This is a genomic window from Hominisplanchenecus murintestinalis, from assembly GCF_943193015.1.
Lineage (GTDB): Bacteria > Bacillota > Clostridia > Lachnospirales > Lachnospiraceae > Hominisplanchenecus_A > Hominisplanchenecus_A murintestinalis.
In genome coordinates this window covers 200,405-214,223 of the sequence record NZ_CALPCM010000001.1, presented here as the reverse complement: position 1 = coordinate 214,223, position 13,819 = coordinate 200,405, and the positions used below count along the sequence as shown (strand labels likewise).

Annotated in this window: 12 protein-coding genes; 11 read left to right on the top strand and 1 reads right to left on the bottom strand. The window is 44.5% G+C overall.

Going from position 1 to position 13,819, the window contains the following annotated elements; genetic code table 11:
• Positions 1-87 precede the first annotated feature (87 nt).
• The 6 genes from NFR99_RS00985 (at position 88) to NFR99_RS00960 (ending at position 4,130) form a co-directional block, all read left to right on the top strand.
• Entirely contained in the window at positions 88-540 is a 453-nt protein-coding gene (locus NFR99_RS00985) for an NUDIX hydrolase (RefSeq protein WP_120482088.1), read from the top strand.
• Between the two features lie 130 nt (positions 541-670).
• Positions 671-2,164 carry a phosphate--AMP phosphotransferase gene (locus NFR99_RS00980; RefSeq protein WP_120482086.1) on the top strand — a complete coding sequence of 498 codons (1,494 nt, stop codon included), beginning with the start codon at positions 671-673 and terminating at the stop codon, positions 2,162-2,164.
• Positions 2,165-2,166: 2 nt separating this feature from the next.
• Positions 2,167-2,514: a hypothetical protein gene (locus NFR99_RS00975; RefSeq protein WP_120482084.1), complete on the top strand. Its 348-nt coding sequence runs from the start codon at positions 2,167-2,169 to the stop codon at positions 2,512-2,514.
• Positions 2,515-2,518: 4 nt separating this feature from the next.
• Positions 2,519-3,508 (top strand): DUF2953 domain-containing protein, encoded by a 990-nt coding sequence (locus NFR99_RS00970; RefSeq protein ID WP_251352266.1) that lies wholly within the window; start codon positions 2,519-2,521, stop codon positions 3,506-3,508.
• Between the two features lie 26 nt (positions 3,509-3,534).
• Entirely contained in the window at positions 3,535-3,945 is a 411-nt protein-coding gene (locus tag NFR99_RS00965) for a GerW family sporulation protein (protein ID WP_120482080.1), read from the top strand.
• A gap of 47 nt (positions 3,946-3,992) precedes the next feature.
• Positions 3,993-4,130 (top strand): hypothetical protein, encoded by a 138-nt coding sequence (locus tag NFR99_RS00960; RefSeq protein ID WP_168354714.1) that lies wholly within the window; start codon positions 3,993-3,995, stop codon positions 4,128-4,130.
• Positions 4,131-4,195: 65 nt separating this feature from the next.
• Here NFR99_RS00960 and rpmB read toward each other — a convergent pair whose 3' ends face one another.
• Positions 4,196-4,381 (bottom strand): 50S ribosomal protein L28, encoded by a 186-nt coding sequence (gene rpmB, locus NFR99_RS00955; protein ID WP_120482078.1) that lies wholly within the window; start codon positions 4,379-4,381, stop codon positions 4,196-4,198.
• A gap of 218 nt (positions 4,382-4,599) precedes the next feature.
• Between rpmB and NFR99_RS00950 the strand changes: the two genes are divergently transcribed.
• The 5 genes from NFR99_RS00950 (at position 4,600) to NFR99_RS00930 (ending at position 13,786) form a co-directional block, all read left to right on the top strand.
• Positions 4,600-4,956, top strand: coding sequence for an Asp23/Gls24 family envelope stress response protein (locus NFR99_RS00950; protein WP_120482076.1), 357 nt, complete (start codon positions 4,600-4,602; stop codon positions 4,954-4,956).
• Between the two features lie 13 nt (positions 4,957-4,969).
• Positions 4,970-6,640, top strand: coding sequence for a DAK2 domain-containing protein (locus NFR99_RS00945; protein WP_251352264.1), 1,671 nt, complete (start codon positions 4,970-4,972; stop codon positions 6,638-6,640).
• Between the two features lie 15 nt (positions 6,641-6,655).
• Positions 6,656-8,713 (top strand): ATP-dependent DNA helicase RecG, encoded by a 2,058-nt coding sequence (gene recG, locus NFR99_RS00940; RefSeq protein ID WP_135974764.1) that lies wholly within the window; start codon positions 6,656-6,658, stop codon positions 8,711-8,713.
• Positions 8,714-8,777: 64 nt separating this feature from the next.
• On the top strand, positions 8,778-9,215 hold the full coding sequence (locus NFR99_RS00935) for a DUF6465 family protein (RefSeq protein ID WP_158604810.1): 438 nt from the start codon (positions 8,778-8,780) through the stop codon (positions 9,213-9,215).
• A gap of 179 nt (positions 9,216-9,394) precedes the next feature.
• The gene (locus NFR99_RS00930) at positions 9,395-13,786 is read left to right on the top strand and encodes a discoidin domain-containing protein (protein WP_251352262.1); all 4,392 of its coding nucleotides are present in this window, start codon (positions 9,395-9,397) and stop codon (positions 13,784-13,786) included.
• The last annotated feature ends 33 nt before the right edge of the window (positions 13,787-13,819 follow it).

Here is a 13,819-nt window from a genome sequence, read left to right as displayed (position 1 = left end):
GTTTTTATAAACGGGTTGCATGATTCTGGAAAACGAGTTATACTAAAACCAGTCAAAATGACACAACGCATAACAGGAGGAATTGCAATGATTGAGGCAACGAGCTGTGGCGGTGTGGTGATATTTCGTGGTAAAATCCTGGTTCTGTACAAGAGTTATAAAAATAAGTATGAGGGCTGGGTTCTGCCTAAGGGAACTGTAGAGGCTGGTGAGGAATTTAAGGAAACCGCTGCGCGAGAAGTCTTGGAGGAGACAGGGGTACAGGCCTCCATAATTAAATATATCGGAAAAAGCCGATATACCTTTAATGTACCGGAAGACACCGTGGAAAAAGATGTCCACTGGTATCTGATGATGTCAGACAGCTATTACAGCAAACCACAACGTGAGGAATATTTTGTAGATTCAGGATATTATAAGTTTCACGAAGCGTATCATCTGTTGAAATTTTCTAATGAAAAAATGATTCTGGAGAACGCATACAATGAATATCTGGATTTAAAGAAACGAAATCTCTGGGGAAGCCGCAAGTATTTTTAATGCAGGAAATAAAAACCGCCTAAACGGGCGGTCTGGGCAAATGCGGTATCTGCTTTGGTAAGAGAAGGGTTGCCGCAGAACATAAGAACATTCTGCCGCAGCCCATTTTTTCAAAGAAAGGAGTGTGTGTATGCTCGAAAAAATCAATCTTTCTAAGAAAATGGATAAGAGGGAATTTAAAGAAACCATGAATGTGCTGACCGCCCGTCTGGGGATGCTGCAGCGGGAATGCCGGGAGCTTGGCATCCCTGTCATTGTCGTATTTGAAGGCTTTGGAGCTGCCGGAAAAGGAACGCTGATTAACCGGCTGATCCAGCCCCTGGATCCCCGTGGGTTCAAAGTGTACAGCATCGGGCCGGAATCAAAAGAAGAGAAGATGCACCCGTTCCTGTGGCGTTTTTGGACAAAAACCCCCGCAGACGGGCGGATTGCCATCTTCGACAGAAGCTGGTACCGCAGGGTACTTCTTGAGAGGTTTGAGGGACTAACGGCAGAAGGGCAGATTGGGTACGCATACCAGGAAATCGTATCCTTTGAGAAGATGCTGTCTGATAGCGGCACTGTAATTATCAAACTGTTTTTAGATATTACACAAGAAGAACAAAAGAAAAGATTCCATAAGCTTTTAGCAAATGAGGAAACCGCATGGAGAGTTTCAAAAAAAGATTTAAGAAGAAATAAGCATTTTGAAGAATACAAAGTGATGAATGAGGAAATGCTTCAAAAGACAGATACAGATTTCGCTCCCTGGACCGTAGTGGAAGCAATGGATAAAGAATATGCTGCGGCAAAGGTACTTTGCACAGTTGTAAGCCATCTGGAAAAACAGATTGAGGAAGCGAGAGCTTCCGCGAAAACCCCAGAGTCTGCCAATAGACGCCATACAGCAGGAACTCTGTTTCAAGCTTCCGTATTGGACAGCGTTGACCTCAGCCTGTCTTACACACAGGAAGAATATAAAATGCATTTGAAAAAACTCCAGAAAAAGCTTTCCCTCCTCCACAGCGAGCTTTACCGCAGGCGGATTCCAGTGGTGCTTGGCTTTGAGGGATGGGATGCCGGCGGAAAGGGCGGAGCGATTAAACGGCTGACAAAGTGCCTGGACCCACGGGGCTATGCAGTAAATCCCACCGCTGCGCCAAATGATATTGAAAAGACGCATCATTATCTGTGGAGATTCTGGCAGAACATGCCGAAAGCGGGTCATATAGCTATTTTTGACAGAACCTGGTATGGAAGGGTTATGGTGGAGCGTATCGAAGGCTTCTGCACCTGTGAGGAATGGCAGCGGGCTTACAAAGAAATAAATGACATGGAAGAGCATATCGCAAACGCAGGGGCAATCGTTATCAAATTCTGGATGCACATTGATAAGGATGAGCAGGAACGCCGTTTTCAGGAGCGCATGTCCATACCCGAAAAGCAATGGAAAATCACGGACGAGGACTGGCGGAACCGTGAAAAATGGGATGCTTATGAAGAAGCGGTAGATGAAATGCTGATCCGTACTTCTACAACGTATGCCCCTTGGGTGATTGTGGAAGGGAACGACAAATACTATGCCAGGATTAAGGTACTGAAAACCGTGGTGGACGCCATTGAGGAAAGGTTGAAACAGACGTAAATATGGAATGGTATTCGAAACTTTATATCGGCGACAGGGCAAAGCCCAAGGCTGAAAAAATTATCCGGAAATTAAAAAGAAACGCGGGACAGATTGACATTTACCTGATTACGCTCGCCGCGAACGGGCAGGATATGCTGGATATCATCCATTCAGCATATCTGAAATTGCCTGCCGTGAGGCGGAATCTTCCTATGATTGTAGGGATAGCAAAAGGGTATGACGAGGCAGTAGATATCGTTCAGGAAATGCTGGCCGAAACCTGCGCGCAGGCAGGCAACACCAACATTCCCGAATATCTGAAACAAAAAGAAGGAAGCGTAAGCAAAGAAAAAGAGCTACAGGAGTGAGAATATGCTACATATTATCTTGGCAATACTAAAAATACTGGGAATCCTTCTGGCAGCGCTTTTGCTTTTTCTCCTGCTGGCCCTGCTTTTTGTGCTTTTTGTACCGCTGCGTTACCGTCTGACTGTCCAAAAAGATACGGGAGGCGTCCTGATTAAGGGAAAATTCACCTGGCTGCTTCGTCTTATCGCAATTTCCGGGGGATATCAGAATGCGAAGCCTTATGTAGAGTTTCGGATATTATTTTTGAAAAAGAAACTGCTTCCTACAGAGTCAGAAGATTTCGAAAAGCCGCTGAAAAAAAAGCTTGAAAAACCAAAGCGGCAAAAAAAAATGAAAAAAAATAACTTGCCCGGAACTGACAGGAAAAAATCTCCCGAACCGGAAATACAGACGGACTGTCCCCCGAAATCCCGGGACACGTACGATACAGAAAAGGCAATAGAGCAAAAACAGCCGGATGAACTAAAACTATGCAGACAAACATCCTGGTTTAAACGCGTACCGGAAAAACTGTCTCATTTATGGAGAAAAATTTCCGGAATGCTGCGGAAAATCCTGGGAATTTTGAAAAACATTCCCAGGAATATTCAAGAGTTTTGGAAAACGCTGAAAAAGATATTTCAGAAAACCGGAGATTTTATCGGGCTGCTGCGCTCTGAATTGGCAAAGACGGTATTCTCGCATTTCAGACAGCATTTGAAATATTTATGGAAACATTTACAGCCGGACAGGATACAGGGGGAATTACGGTATGGTTTTTCCGACCCTGCAATAACAGGGCAGCTCACGGGAGTTTTGTATCTTCTGCTTCCGGTAAATTGTTATAAAGTCCGCTTAGAACCCGATTTCGAACATGCTATATATGAAGGACAGATTCATATCTGCGGACATATCCGGTTCTGGCATTTTGTAAGAGTAGCATGGAAAGTGTTCCGGGACAAAGAATTTAGAACGTTATACAGAAAATTTGCTTCCGGCAGCCTTTCTGTATAGGAAACCAAATATAAGGAGGAATTATCATGGCTTCAGAGAATAATTTTCAAACAACCGTAGATTCCCTGTTTAAAGGGATGAACAGCTTTATCACTACGAAAACAGTCGTCGGCGAGGCGGTTCACATCGGGGATACTATCATTCTGCCGCTTGTAGATGTGTCTTTCGGCGTAGGAGCTTCCGCGAGATCCGAGGATAAGAAAAGCGGGGGAGGCGGTGGAATGGGCGGCAAGATGACTCCCAGCGCAATCCTGGTTATCCAGAACGGAACCACAAAACTGGTAAATGTCAGGAATCAGGACGGGCTTACAAAAGTTTTAGATATGGTGCCTGATTTCGTAAGCAGATTTACAGACAGTAAAAGCACACCGGCAAAAGAAGAAAAAGAATCAGCACAGGCAGCCGTAGATGACATTTTCACGGACATCGAGGGATAGAATGACATCAGGCGCATATAATGGTAAAAAGTACTTCAGGAGCGTGCATGAAACGCATTATAGGGTATACACTGTTCTGGATGGGCATCGGAATGCTTCTGGCAGTCATCATCCCGTATAAATTTTTTACTATTCTTATATGCGCCATCGTATTATTGATTGGATATAATCTATTCTGCTGTTGATGCAGGATATACAAAAGGCCTCTCATTCCGCTGACGGATGAGAGGCCCAGATTGTTTTCTGCCGTTTAAGCCCTTTCAACTTTGCCGGACTTTAAGCAAGAAGTACATACATACATCTTCTTAGCGGCACCGTTTACTTTCACTCTTACGGACTTTATGTTGGATTTCCACATCTTGTTTGATCTTCTATGGGAATGACTCACATTATTTCCGAAATGAGCACCTTTATCACAAATAGCACATCTAGCCATGACTGCACCTCCTTGAAAATAAATTACCTGTCTGTATACAGGCTCACAACACTGAACATTTTAGCAGATACACATACATTTTGCAAGCGAATTTTCGAAATTTGCCAAACATTTCTAAAAAGCTAAAATAAATATTTCATTTTTGGGGAAAACAGGGTATAATAGGGAAAAGTACATGATAGAATATCAGCTTAACAGGATATTAGGAGGTTACAAGTATGAAAGGACGTATGGATACAGAGCTTGGAACGGTCATGATAGATACCGACGTGATTTCCACTTATGCCGGAAGCGTTGCCGTTGAATGTTTTGGCATCGTAGGAATGGCTGCAGTGAATATGAAAGACGGTTTGGTGAAATTACTAAAGAGGGAAAGCCTCAGGCACGGAATTAATGTAACGATTGCTGATAATAAAATTTCTTTAAATTTCCATGTAATCGTGGCATATGGCGTGAGCATTTCTGCCGTGGCACAGAATCTGTATGAAAATGTGAAATACAGGGTGGAAGAATTTACCGGATTAGAAATAGAAAAAATTAATATTTATGTAGAAGGCGTAAGAGCCATAGATTAAGGAGGAGTTTGCGGTGGAGACAAATACGATAAACGCCAGCCTGTGTGCCAAGATGTTTCTGGCCGGCGCCAAAAATCTGGAATCAAAAAAAGAATGGATTAATGAGCTGAATGTATTTCCCGTTCCGGACGGCGATACGGGTACGAACATGACTCTGACAATTATGTCTGCAGCGAAAGAAGTCGCTGCACTGGACAGCCTCACGATGGAGACGCTGGCAAAAGCAATCTCTTCCGGTTCACTGCGCGGAGCCAGGGGGAACTCAGGCGTTATCCTTTCACAGCTTTTCCGCGGGTTCACCAAAGGCATCAAACATTATGATGAAATTGACACATCCATCCTTGCATCTGCGATGCAGAAAGCGGTAGAAACAGCCTACAAAGCAGTTATGAAACCGAAAGAAGGCACGATTCTGACCGTGGCCAGGGGAGCGGCAGATAAAGCAGCAGAACTTGCAGAAACGGATATTGATATGAAGAGCTTTATCAGCCAGGTCATCGATCATGCAGACGGTGTGCTTGCACAGACGCCGGAAATGCTTCCCGTTCTGAAAGAAGCGGGAGTTGTAGATTCCGGCGGACAGGGTCTTATGCAGGTACTGAGGGGTGCATACGATGCGTTCCTTGGAAAAGAGATTGATTATTCCATTGAAAGCTCAGGAAGCGTTTCTATGGCTCAGGTAAAGGCAGATCCGCAGGCTCAGGCTGATATTAAGTTCGGATATTGTACAGAGTTTATTATTATGCTTGAACAGAACTATACAGAAGATACAGAGCAGGAGTTCAAGGGATTCCTTTCTTCTATCGGCGATTCCATCGTAGTTGTTTCAGATGATGATATTGTAAAGGTTCATGTACATACGAATGATCCTGGAAAAGCAATATCAAAAGCACTGACCTACGGTTCCCTCACAAGAATGAAGATTGACAATATGCGGGAAGAACACCAGGAAAAACTGATAAAAGACGCTGAAAAAATTGCCGCGCAGCAGGCGGCCTCAGCAGCGATACCCGATGAGCCAAAGAAAGATGTCGGCTTTATATCTGTGTCCATCGGCGAGGGAATCGGACAGATTTTCAGGGATCTGGGCGTAGATTACCTCGTTGAGGGCGGGCAGACCATGAATCCCAGCACAGAGGATATGCTGCTGGCAGTCGATAAAGTAAATGCCGATACCATCTTTATCCTGCCGAATAACAAAAATATCATCCTGGCAGCGAACCAGGCGAAAGCGATGACAAAAGAAAAAAATATCATCGTCATTCCTACGAAGACAGTTCCCCAGGGAATCAGCGCGATGATTAGCTACAATGCAGAACTTTCCGCCAAAGAAAATGAAGAAGCCATGAAAGAGGGCAGCCAGTCAGTAAGTACAGGGCAGATTACGTACGCTGTACGCAATACTCATATCGGCGATAAGGAAATCCACGAAGGAGATATCATGGGAATCGGCGACAGTTCCATTCTCGCTGTAGGGCAGGAAATCCAGACAGTCGCAGAAGAGACTGTAGCCGCTATGATGGATGCGGATTCTGAACTGATCAGCGTTTATTATGGTTCCGATATCGAAGAAGATACGGCAAATGCGCTCGTTGATGCGCTTACTGAAAAGTATCCTTCCTGCGAGGTGGAAGTATATTCCGGAGGCCAGCCGATATATTACTATGTAATATCCGTAGAATAGATTTGGAGGCAGGACATGAATATGTGCTCCGGTCCGGATGCCCTGAAGGGTGTCGGGGAAAAAACAAAGAAAATATTTGAACGCGCGGGGATTTTTCAACTGGGTGATTTGCTGCACTATTATCCCCGGGCGTATGATATCTATGAAAATATGAAATCAATTTCCGAGATAAGGGAGGGGGAGACAGCAGCAGTCTGCGCCTCCCTTTCCTGTGAAATCACGGTTCGTTATGTAAAACGGCTGAATCTGTCGACCGTCATACTGCGGGATAGCACTGGCTGTCTGCAGGCTTTCTGGTACAATATGCCGTATCTGAAAAACACATTAAAGCCAGGGAAACGGTATGTGTTTCGCGGGAAAGCTGTAAGAAAAGGACGGCAGACTGCCCTTGAACAACCTGCTATTTTCGATATAGATGCCTATGTAAACATCCAGGGACAGATGCAGCCTCTCTATCCGCTGGTTGACGGCCTGACAAATAAAATGGTCAAAAAGGCGGTTCGCCAGGTATTGGATGAGTTGGAAATCTCAGAGGATATGCTGCCAGACTCCATACGCGAAAAATGGAAGCTGGACGACTATCAGCATGCACTCTCTCAAATACATTTTCCGGACAATGAAACCAACATGCGCCAGGCCAGACAGCGATTGGTATTTGATGAATTTTTTCTGTTCATCCTTGCACTGCGCAGCCTGAGAAATGACAGGATAGTTGTCCGCCCCTCTTTTTTTCTGGAAGAAAAACCTGTAACCGCACAGGTAATACAAAATTTACCTTTCTCCCTGACTGCCGCGCAGCAGAAAGTCTGGCGCGAGCTGGAACAGGATTTGACCGGAAACCAGGTAATGGCACGGCTCATCCAAGGGGATGTAGGTTCCGGAAAAACCATCCTTGCTGTGCTTGCCCTTATCCTAACAGCGGCAAACGGGCTGCAGGGCGCTTTGATGGTTCCCACAGAAGTACTGGCCAGGCAGCATTACGAATCTATCACGGAATTAATCCAGAAACAGGCACTTGATTTTAAGGCTGTACTGCTGACCGGCTCCATGACTGCAAAGGAAAAACGGGAAGCTTACCAGAAGATTTCTTCCGGTTTTGCAGACATTATCATCGGAACCCATGCGCTTATTCAGGAAAAAGCAGATTATCAGAATCTTGCACTGGTCATTACAGACGAACAGCATCGGTTCGGGGTACGCCAACGGGAAGCCTTTGCGGCAAAGGGCATTACCCCCCATATGATTGTGATGAGCGCTACGCCCATTCCGCGGACATTGGCGGTAATTATTTATGGAGATTTAGATATTTCGGTAGTAGACGAACTTCCTGCCGACCGTCTCCCTATCAAAAACTGTGTGGTGGACACTTCTTACCGAACCAAAGCATATGCTTTTATTCGAAATGAGGTTGAGAAGGGGCGTCAGGCTTATGTCATTTGCCCTATGGTGGAAGAAAGCGAAAGCATTGAAGCCGAAAACGTAATTGCATATACCCGGCAGTTATGTGAATCTCTTCCGGATACTATAACTGTCGAATATCTTCATGGGAAAATGAAGCCCGCACTGAAAAATGAAATTATGGAACGTTTCCTGAAAAATGAGATTCAGGTGCTGGTGTCTACAACAGTCGTAGAAGTAGGCGTAAATGTCCCGAATGCGACCGTAATGATGGTAGAAAATGCAGAGCGTTTCGGGCTGGCACAGCTCCATCAGCTTCGCGGGCGGGTAGGGCGTGGGAAAGAACAGTCCTATTGTATCATGGTACACAGTTCTGACAGCAAAAAAACGAAACAACGCCTGGAAATCCTAAATCAGTCCAACGACGGTTTTTTCATTGCCGGCGAAGATTTAAAACTTCGGGGTCCCGGAGACCTGTTTGGTATCCGCCAGAGCGGACTGATGGAATTCCGTCTCGGAGATGTGTTTCAGGATTCAGCCATACTTCAATGGGCAAGTGAAGCAGCAGGCAGGCTTTTGGAAACAGATGAGGAATTGCTGCTTCCTGAACATCAATTATTAAAGAAAAAATTATCTATATATATACACGGCGGTACAGAACGTTTAAATTTGTAGTTGCTATTTTCCGGGTTTTGTTATATGATAGTGTACGTTGAGTCTAGAGGAGGAATTAATTCATATGAAAAAAACAAAAAAAGTAGCCATGAATGAGACAGCAAAGGTTACGGCTCCGAAGGTTGAAAAAGTACCTGAAAAGAAACCAGCGGCTAAGGAAGCTGTTGCAGCTCCGGCAAAGAAAGAAGAAGTAAAGGAAATTGTACAGCACACAGAAGAAGTAAAAGAAACAGTAAAAAAAGAGACAGCAAAAGCAGAAGAAAAAGCAACAGCGAAAAAGTCCGCAGCAAAAAAGACTCCAATCAAAGAAACCGTATATGTACAGTATCTTGGAAAAGAAATTAATCACCAGGATATTGTAAAGCAGGTAAAAGAAGTTTGGACAAAACAGCTCAAGAAAAAAGTCGGAGATATGAAATCAATCACCATTTATTTTAAACCGGAAGAAAACACTGCATATTATGTGATAAATGATGATGTGAAGGGCAGTATCAGCCTGTAAGCACTGTATGATACGCCTGGAATCGGCCAAAACCGCCGGGATATCTTGAAACTCAAGATATCCCGGCGGTTTTTGTATGTAACAAATGCGGCTTTTGTATTTTATGTCTAAAAGGGCTTGCTTTTTAGCAGGTAAATTCGTTATAATTAACATACTAAGAAATTAAAAAGGAGAAGAACATGAAGAAAGGATTAAAAAAGACATTTGCGTTTCTGCTAAGTTTATGTATAATGCTTGGAAGCGCACAGATTTCAGAATTTTCCGTCTATGCGGCAGAAGACGGAACCATTGATACTACTGAAGAAGGCTGGGAAACCGTACGGTATTACACAAATACAGATACGGCAGTCACCTCTGTCCAGACAAAAAGTGAACGGATAGAGGATTTCTTTCAAGACACAGGGTCTATGGAATGGTCCATAGAGTTTAAAACGACGTCTTCTTCGCTCCAGGCCCTGGCAGTGTTGGAATACAGCACTACGAAATATATGGCATTCTTTGTGAGGGACGGAAATAAAATTGGATTTGAGACAAAAGACGGTACAAATGCCGGCACTCCGACAGCCTCAAAGAATTACAATGACGGAAACTGGCATACAGCGAAACTGAAACTGACTCAGGACAGGGGCGTAACACTTTCCCTGGATGATGAAACGGTACTTCAGACAACGGCCGCCCCCGTTTGCATTGAAGATCTTTCATGGACGCCGGATACTTTCAGTCTTGGCGGTATGACAAATTACAGCGGTAAAAGCGGATGGACATTTAATGGGACTATGCGCAATGTAGTTCTGAAAAAGAAAGTTCTTCCAGCACCAATCTTCAATATAAAGCTCCCACAAAGCGGTCTGAACGGAGTTGGAACAACACAGGATATTTCTAACGGCAGCGTAAATTTCGTATATCGGCTGAAAACTGCCGCAAAAGAGAAAGTAACTCTTTTGGAAATGGATAATTCTTTAGAAATTTATACAGAAGGCGGCAAAGTCGGCATCCGGTCCGGAAATGAAAAGCAAGAGATAGCTGTCGCAAATACGAAACTGGACACTGAAAAGTGGCATAACCTGGCAGTTTCCTGGGAAGAGGAACAGTTCACGGTTTATGTGGATGCTGCCGAGGCCGGCAGCGCCAGGCTTTCCGGTACGGTAAGCGCTGCATCTATCAAATACGGTGAAAATGCATACTTCTCAGAACTAAAGCTCTATAATGAGGCTCTGAGCAGTGAAGATATCGCAAAACTGCATACGAATACTGCTTCCCAGACATATCCGGATGGTACCGAAAAGATGGACGGATACATAAAAACTCCGAACAGGGAGCTTTTCAATTCGGGATTTGACGGTTCCGTAGCTTATAGAATCCCCGCTCTTGTCACTTCTAAAAAGACGGGAACCGTATTTGCAGGCATTGATAAACGCTGGGACGGTTCCGGCGATGTGGGCGTCATTGACAATGTGATACGGAGAAGTGAGGACAATGGCCAGACGTGGGGGCCTGTAATTCCTGTCATTGATTTAGCAGATAATTACGGCTATACTATGGATGCCGAAATGGTTGTAGATAATGATGAAAACAGCCCGCACTATGGCAGGGTATATATGCTGGTGGATATGTTCCGCGACGGAGTAAGCCTATGGGGCGCCCAGCCCGGAACGGGATATACCAAGATTGACGGAAAATATTACCAGACATTGACAGACAGTGTCGGCGATACTTATACAGTCCGCGAGAACGGCATTGTATATGACAGCAATAACGAAGTGACAGCATACCAGGTCGAGACAGAATCTGCGGCGCCATATAGAGATCAGGGCACCCTGTACAAAGACGGTGTGAAAATCGGCAATATTTATAAAAATTCTGAGCTTACCATGCACAATACCTGTTATCTCTGGATGACATACAGCGATGATGACGGATTGACATGGGAGCTTCCCAAGGACCTGACTCCGTATGTAAAAGCAGACTGGATGACGTTCTTTGGTCTGGGGCCGGGCGCGGGGGCGCAGCTTCAGAGCGGCCGTTTGATCTTTACCACGTATTGTATGGATTCCAATAATAGGAACAACCGTTTTTCATCCTACAACGTGTATACGGATGATCATGGAAAAACCTGGCACAGAGGCGCTTCCCCCAACGATATTTCCGAAACGCAGAATTCTACAAACAGTACGAGAGAATTGAATGAAAGCTGTATTATAGAACTGAATAACGGGCATTTAATCCAGTTTATGAAAAACGCTACCAGCGAGGTTGCTATGGCAGTCAGTACGACGCAGGGCGAGAGCTGGGGAGAGGTAACTTATGCGCCTGGTATCAAAGAGCCTTACTGTGAGATGTCAGCGCTGCATTACCCGGAAAAGATTCTTGACCCCCAGGATGGACAGGAGAAAGAAGCGATTATTTTCTCAAACCCGACCGGCGGAAGAGATCATGGTACGGTACGCATTGCTTTTGTAAATGAGGATGATACGCTGGATTGGGCATATTCGAAACTCATTGAGGATATGAAATACTTATATTCTTCTCTGACCTATATGAATAACGGATTAATTGGTTTAATTTACGAGCATGAGAGCTATGCTATGGTTGGCGCAGCGTTTACATCTTTCAGCCCTGAATACATTATGGATGGTAATACTTTTGAAAATACGCCGACACCCACCGGCCTGACGACAACAATTTTGAATGCCGCAGGCATGGAAACAGACCGTCTGGCGGCAGGAGGACAGATAAAAGTTAAAGTAACTTTCTCTCAAAAGGTATTTGCGGCAGGAAATGTTACCCTGGAAATGCAGGTAGGCAATGAGCTGAAAGAAGCAGTTCTTGTCGGCAATGATGGCGCAAACGCGTTAGAGTTTATCTATGATATAGAAGATTCTGATAGCGGAATCATAAAAGCAACCGGAAACGTCCGTGTCAAGGATGGCGGGGCCGCTGAGACAATTTATAACGTAACCTTAACCGACAAACCGCATGTGACGCAGGAAACTATTGTTGGTGAAATAGGAACCGGGATTTTTACAGAATTGCCTGTTGACGGAATGAGCGCAACTGCCGGAAGCGCCCAGGGGGGAGCCGGCGCAGATCTGGTGCTGGACGGAGATACCACCACAATCTGGCATTCCAAATATCCTGACGATAATGGCGTACGCGAAAAGCATTACGTTACTATTGATTTGGGCGGTTCCTATCTCGTATCCGGCTTAAAATATACCCCGCGTTCAGATGCAGGAAACGGAAATGTTAAAAAGTATCAAATTGAAGTGAGTAAAAACGGCACCGATTTTGTTCCGGTCACGGTTGGCTCATGCGCAAAATCCGCCGATGTAAAAACAATAAAACTGGCAGGGGCAGCGCTTGCCACCCATGTACGTTTCCGCATATTGGACAGCGGAGATAATTTCGGAAGCGCCGCAGAAATCCGCATCATAGGTACGGCAGATACAAACGCATTAGCAGATAAGACGGATCTTTTGAGTATTATTGCCGGTATAGAGTCGCGTGGAGGCGGCAGAACATCCATAACAGGCAATGCTGCAGCATTGCTGGCTGATTTAAAAGAGGTTGCAGGAAATGATTCTACATCTGAGGAAGATATCCATGTACTTATGGATGAAATGTCACAGACGGCAAGACAGAATCTTGCAGCTGCCATAGAAGAAAGTAAAAAGAAAAAGAAAGAGAACTACAATATTACTTCCTGGGCTGCCTATGCAGAAGCCCTCGACGCTGCTAAAACAATTTCAGAAACTTCTGCGTCCAAAGATGTAATTCTTGCATACACATATCTGCAGGATGCCGAAAACAATCTTGCTTTTACAGTAGAAGGAATAACCTCTATTTTTGAGGAAATGAATCTTGGAACGCCGGAAGAAAAAGAAAAATATACGGCTGAATCCTGGAACGTATATGAGGCGGCATATAATAAGCTGCAAGACGCTTTGAAAAAGGGCGATGGCGCTGCTGCGCTGAGAAAATATATGAAAGAATTAGAAGCTGCAAAAACCGCGCTTAAAGAAAAAACGGATGAGCCAAATCCAAGTCCGAAGCCGGATCCTAAACCGGTTACGCCTCCTGATCCCGGAAAGAATCCGGCCCCTCAGCCGCCGAAACCATCCATTCCGTCTCTTGTAAAAGGAAAAATATACCAGACCTCAGACGGAATGAAATACAAAGTTACGGATGCGGTTAACAAAACAGTTTCTCTTGTTGGCGCAGACGCAAAGAAAAAGAAAAAGCTTACATCCTTAAATGTAAAGGATAAAGTAACGCTTGAAAATATAAGCTGCCAAATTACAGAGATTGGTACAAAAGCATTTGCCAGATACAAAAAACTGAAGAAGGTTACAATCGGAAAAAATGTAAGAAATATCGGCAAACAGGCATTTTCCGGATGCAGTAAGCTTAAAACTGTCACTATCAAAGGAAAGATGCTGAAAAAAGTCGGCGCTAAGGCATTTAAAGGAATTTACAAAAAAGCTGCAATCAAAGTGCCTAAGGCACAGAAAAAGAAATACAAAAAGCTGCTTGCAAAAAAAGGACAGGCGAAAACCGTAAAGATTAAATAATTTATAAAAAATCCCCTTCCCTCAGGCTAGAGA